Consider the following 5,172-nt stretch of genomic DNA (forward strand, 5'->3'; position numbering starts at 1 on the left):
CAACCTCTTGACTAGACTTGAACTCAGATAACTTCAAGTCCCCGCCAGAACGATTCCACAGGCTTTTTGTTTTACGTCCACTTGGTGCCCCCAAGCCGGACGGATCTGATTTTTGGTTTTGGGCTTTATGCTCTATACAGGTTGCCAGTGTCTTAACCGTTACTTCTGGGCTGCCTACTGGATGAGCTATCCGTATGTTTTCAGCGTGTTACCACCTTATCAATTATATTTGATGGCTCGTTTCGGCACTATCCCCTTCTCTCGCTATCGCATTGTTCAGGGGACGCACCTCAACTCACCGCCGCTTCACCACCCCCTAACCGCTTCGCGGTATAGGCGGAGTACTGCGACGGATCTTGATAGTGCGTCACTTTTCAGGTTCCTCGATCGAACCGCCGTATTTTACGACGAGGCGGGGAAATAATAGCAAGAAATATCCCATCCACGCCAAAATCGGCACGGCGACGAGTCCCGTCAGCCAGAATCGGTGAAAGAGAAGCCAACTTCCGGCAATTATCGCGATTCCGGTCAGTAGGATCGACCAAGGCTGACACCACCAGGGTTTGTATTTCCAAATATTGAAGTCGTTGGAGTCAGACATCTAATATTAATCTAGGTTTTTTGTCAAGTTTTTGTTAAAAATATTTATATAGTTGTCGCGATCGCCCCTAGATTGTAACAGAATTGCAAACTTAATGGAACTGAGGCGATCGCTCGGTTCGGGAAACCCTACAATGCGATCGGTTTTGCGAACTGAAGCTCAAATTGTAGGAGTTCGTTCCTGTGTAGAAAACCCGAAAACTTAGGTCGTGAAACCCTATTTGCGATCGCCTGTATTTTTTATACCATTAAAAGTGAAGAAACGAGCGAGCAAACCCAGCAAAAAGGAGGGTTAGACGCTATGACACTGGTTCGTTGGAATCCCACTCGCGACATCGACAGTTTACATCGCGAAATGAACCGTTTGTTCGACGCTTTGAATCCGACGCGGTTCGCCTCAGAAATCGAACTCAATTTCGGTCCGCCTGCGGAACTTCATGAAACTGACGAGGCTGTGATTCTAAAACTGGAAGTTCCGGGTATGAATCCAGAGGATATCGATATTGACGTGACGCGAGATGCGGTTTCGATTCGCGGCGAACGCAAACAAGAATCGAAAACTGAAGAAAACGGTACGATTCGCAGTGAATTCCGTTACGGTCACTTCAGCCGCGTCATTTCGCTGCCGACTCATGTAGATAACGGCAAAGTCGAAGCGCAATATTGCGATGGTTTGTTGACGTTAACCTTGCCTAAAGTGGAAGAAGAAAAACACAAATCGGTTAAGGTGAAAGTCGAACGCTAATGTAGTGTTTTGACGGAAAAGTTGACTGAAGTTGTTGTAAGTTTATTTGCCCTCATCTTTAAGGTGGGGGCTTTTGCTCGATCGAACGATTCACCACAGAGACACAGAGAACACAGAGAGGTTTAATCGAGAAAGGATTTTATTGAGTCGAATTCTGCTTCTGATAAAGTTGGAAATAGTTCGAGTTCGGTGTAGTTTAAGAAATACTCGTATCCGGCGCGATCGCACACTTGATGTAACAAACTTTGTAAGTCGATTTCCGGCTCTTTATCTTCCGGTCGTAGCGGAAGCGGAAAAACTGGGATGCGATCGCTCAATCCGAAAGCGTACAAGTCTGCCGTTGGGCGAGTTTGAGCGCGACTGACCAAAATGCGATAGGGGGTTGCAAACGAGCGTTCTAAAATCGGCATCGGTTCGCCACCTCGTAACAAATCGATTTCGATAAAATTCGTTTGACTGCCTAAAACCTTCTGGCGTTTTTGCAAGTATTTTTGTCGTCCTTCGCCCCGTTTGTTGGTTGGAGATAAGAGTTCGATCGCTGTCACGACTTCTTTCGTCGCCACATCCCGCACTTCCAAGTAACTTTCGCGAACTTCTTCAGACATCGGTAACTGCACCGATTGGGGTTTAACAGGCGACGAGACCACTGCTACATTCGAGTCTAGTGCAGTAGAAGACGAACTACTTTTCTGAACGCTCACGTCCGGACGTCCAACCAGTAGCGATTCCAAGGAATTAATTTCGTAAATTCGTTTATCTGTGACCGCCCGATATTTCGGTGCAATTTGTGGCGTTAACGCTTCAGCAAGGGTCACAATGAAGCGATTGTGAAAATCTGACCAAAAATCGGGATGTTCTAAATAAGGATTCATCCCCGGAAACGGTGATGGCATCGCCGAACCTCCTTTTCGCAGTAGTTCTATCCTAGCAACGGCGATCCAACTCCCCCACGTAAATCAGTTATAGTAAAAAATCGGACGTTTATCAGATCTGTCGTAACAGACTCGATCGAGAGAGTCGATCGCGTGCAGACCACACAGGAGAAATTTTCATGGTAGCGGTTGCCGTAGACAAGCTACTAACCCCAGAAATCTCGCGCCCAGCCCGCTATTTAGGAAACGAACTCGGGGCGGTTCGCAAACCCTGGAACGAAGCAGAGGTGCGTTGGGTGTTGACGTACCCGGAAGTGTACGAAGTCGGGGCGTCGAACCTCGGACATATCATCCTCTACAGCATTCTCAACGCCCAACCCCATCAACTGTGCGATCGCGCCTATCTTCCCGCCCCCGATTTAGCCAAAAAACTGCGGGACGAACAAATTCCCCTCTTCGCCGTCGAATCCCGACGGGCGTTGACAGATTTCGACATTCTCGGCTTTAGCCTCAGCTACGAACTCGGGGCGACGAACATCCTCGAAATGCTCGATTTAGCCGGAATTCCCCTAACCTGGAAAGAACGGCGCGATCGCGGAATGGAAGACCCCCTCATTTTCGCCGGAGGACAAACCGCCACCTCCAACCCAGAACCCTACGCGGACTTTTTCGATTTCGTCGCCCTCGGAGACGGAGAAGAACTCCTTCCCGAAATCGGCTTCGTCATCGAAGAAGGAAAACGGGACGGACTCAGCCGCGAAGAATTACTGCTGGATTTAGCCCAAGTTCCCGGCGTCTACGTTCCCATGTTCTACGACATGGAAGAAAACGGTTCGGTGCGTCCCAACCGTCCCGACGTTCCCGAACGGATTTTACGCCGCGTGGCGACCCCGATTCCCGCCTATTCCATCGGTTTAGTCCCGTTGGTCGAAACCGTTCACGATCGCCTCACCGTAGAAATTCGTCGCGGCTGTACCCGAGGCTGTCGCTTCTGTCAACCCGGAATGCTAACTCGTCCCGCCCGAGATGTCGATCCCAACCAAGTGGTCGATACCATCGAAAAAGGAATGCGGGCGACGGGATACAACGAATTTTCTCTGCTGTCCTTAAGTTGTTCCGATTACCTGTCGCTTCCAGCGGTGGGAGTCGAAGTGAAAAACCGCCTGAAAAACGAAAATATCTCCCTGTCCCTCCCCAGCCAACGGGTCGATCGCTTCGACGAAAACATCGCCAACATCATCGGCGGAACGCGCCAATCCGGGTTGACCTTCGCCCCAGAAGCCGGAACCCAGCGGTTGCGGGACATCATTAACAAAGGACTCACCAACGAAGAACTCTTGCGAGGCGTCAAAACCGCTTACGAACAGGGATGGGATAAAGTCAAACTGTACTTCATGATCGGGCTTCCCGGCGAAACCGACGCCGACGTGCTGGGAATTGCCGAAACCGTGCGCTGGTTACAACAAGAATGTCGCGCCCAAGGTCGCAAACGCCTCAGCATCAACTTAACCATTTCTAACTTTACGCCCAAACCCCACACGCCTTTCCAGTGGCACTCCGTTTCCACCGCAGAATTTTTACGCAAACAGGATATGTTGCGCCAAGAATTCCGTCGGATGCGGGGCGTGAAAGCCAACTTTACCGACGTGCGAATTTCCGCGATGGAAGATTTCGTCGGACGGGGCGATCGCCGTTTGTCGTCCGTGGTGCGTCGCGCCTGGGAACTCGGGGCGGGGATGGATTCCTGGTGGGAAAGTCTCGATCGCGCCTTTCAAGCCTGGGAAAATGCGATCGACGAATCCGGGTTGACTTGGAAATATCGCCAAGTCGAAAACGGCGAATGGAACGTTTTCAAAAGCGATTCCGACACCGCCATCGAAGACCGAAACGCCTTCGATGCCCCGCTTCCCTGGGATTACCTCAACACCGGAATCGATAAAACCTGGCTCAAACAGGACTTACAACGAGCCTTAGAAGCCGCCACCGTTCCCGATTGCGCCTACGAGGGCTGTTCCCACTGCGGCGTCTGCACCCCCGATTTCGGTCATAACATCGTCGTTCCACCGCCGCCGATTCCCGAATTTGAAGGACATTTCAAACCCAACTCACAGCGAGTACAGCGGATGCGCGTGTGGATGGGAAAACTGGGGTCGATGGCACTCATCGGACATTTAGACTTTGCCAAACTGCTCGATCGCGCCGCACGACGGGCTGCCTTACCCATGTCCTTTACCGGGGGCTACCATCCCATGCCCCGCATTTCCCCCGCCAACGCCTTACAGTTAGGGGCAACCAGCAGCGGCGAAATCGTCGAATTCGACCTCACTGAAGACATGGACGCGGCGGACTTCCAAACCCGACTGTCCGAACAGTTATCCGACGAGATCCCCATCTACCGCGTCGAAGTCGTTCCCACCGACGGAAAGGCCGCCACGCGAGTCCTCGATCGCGCCGAATATTTCCTGAGCGTTCGTTGTCGCGAGGGCTGCGGCGAGTGGTATCGCTGGGTCAAAGAAATCCTCGATCGCACTGAAATCTGGAGCGAACACACTACCAAATCCGGCAAAATCAAGAAGATCGACCTTCGCGAACGGCTGTTCGAGTTAGACATCATCGAACTTCGCAGTTCCGAGGAAGCCGTGGTGCGCGTCGTGGGAAGCTGTCGCAACGACGGAACCCTCCTGCGTCCGAGTCAAGTCGTCGAACTCCTCGAACGAGTTTCCGGCGTCGAACTCCAGCTCGATCGCATCCATCGCCAACAGTTGATTTTACCAAAAATTTGGGTCTAAAGCCTCGCCCTTGCAGGGCGACTTTGCTATGATGTCAGAGAACTGGAACGGTATTTAACCAGTCTAAAAACCGAGCCTCTAATCGAGGCATCCGAACCTTGAAAACTAGACTTAGCGGGTTCTGTTCGGGAAAGCTCGAACAGGTAAAAGCTCTAAGCAACACGGA

Annotated in this window: 4 protein-coding genes; 2 read left to right on the forward strand and 2 right to left on the reverse strand. The window is 51.4% G+C overall.

All coding sequences use genetic code 11. The features are described from left to right. Positions 1 to 367: 367 nt before the first annotated feature. Positions 368 to 601 carry a DUF6737 family protein gene (locus tag POG22_RS14590; RefSeq protein ID WP_498906065.1) on the reverse strand — a complete coding sequence of 78 codons (234 nt, stop codon included), beginning with the start codon at positions 599 to 601 and terminating at the stop codon, positions 368 to 370. 300 nt (positions 602 to 901) lie between these two features. Here POG22_RS14590 and POG22_RS14595 point away from each other — a divergent pair, with 300 nt between their 5' ends. Further along, positions 902 to 1,345 (forward strand): Hsp20/alpha crystallin family protein, encoded by a 444-nt coding sequence (locus POG22_RS14595; protein ID WP_498906066.1) that lies wholly within the window; start codon positions 902 to 904, stop codon positions 1,343 to 1,345. Between the two features lie 122 nt (positions 1,346 to 1,467). Here POG22_RS14595 and POG22_RS14600 read toward each other — a convergent pair whose 3' ends face one another. Continuing rightward, entirely contained in the window at positions 1,468 to 2,238 is a 771-nt protein-coding gene (locus tag POG22_RS14600) for a DUF4058 family protein (protein WP_498906067.1), read from the reverse strand. Positions 2,239 to 2,396: 158 nt separating this feature from the next. On the opposite strand from POG22_RS14600, the gene POG22_RS14605 reads away from it, so the two are divergent. Next, the gene (locus POG22_RS14605) at positions 2,397 to 5,006 is read left to right on the forward strand and encodes a TIGR03960 family B12-binding radical SAM protein (protein ID WP_498906068.1); all 2,610 of its coding nucleotides are present in this window, start codon (positions 2,397 to 2,399) and stop codon (positions 5,004 to 5,006) included. Positions 5,007 to 5,172 lie beyond the last annotated feature (166 nt).

The sequence above is a fragment of the Geitlerinema sp. CS-897 genome (assembly GCF_028368005.1).
GTDB lineage: Bacteria > Cyanobacteriota > Cyanobacteriia > Cyanobacteriales > Geitlerinemataceae > Baaleninema > Baaleninema simplex.

What these genes read in the sequence shown, in the direction of transcription:
- POG22_RS14590 (WP_498906065.1), bottom strand. Translation starts at nt 601, where the DNA reads ATGTCTGACTCCAACGACTTCAATATTTGGAAATACAAACCCTGGTGG.
- POG22_RS14595 (WP_498906066.1), top strand. Translation starts at nt 902, where the DNA reads ATGACACTGGTTCGTTGGAATCCCACTCGCGACATCGACAGTTTACAT.
- POG22_RS14600 (WP_498906067.1), bottom strand. Translation starts at nt 2,238, where the DNA reads ATGCCATCACCGTTTCCGGGGATGAATCCTTATTTAGAACATCCCGAT.
- POG22_RS14605 (WP_498906068.1), top strand. Translation starts at nt 2,397, where the DNA reads ATGGTAGCGGTTGCCGTAGACAAGCTACTAACCCCAGAAATCTCGCGC.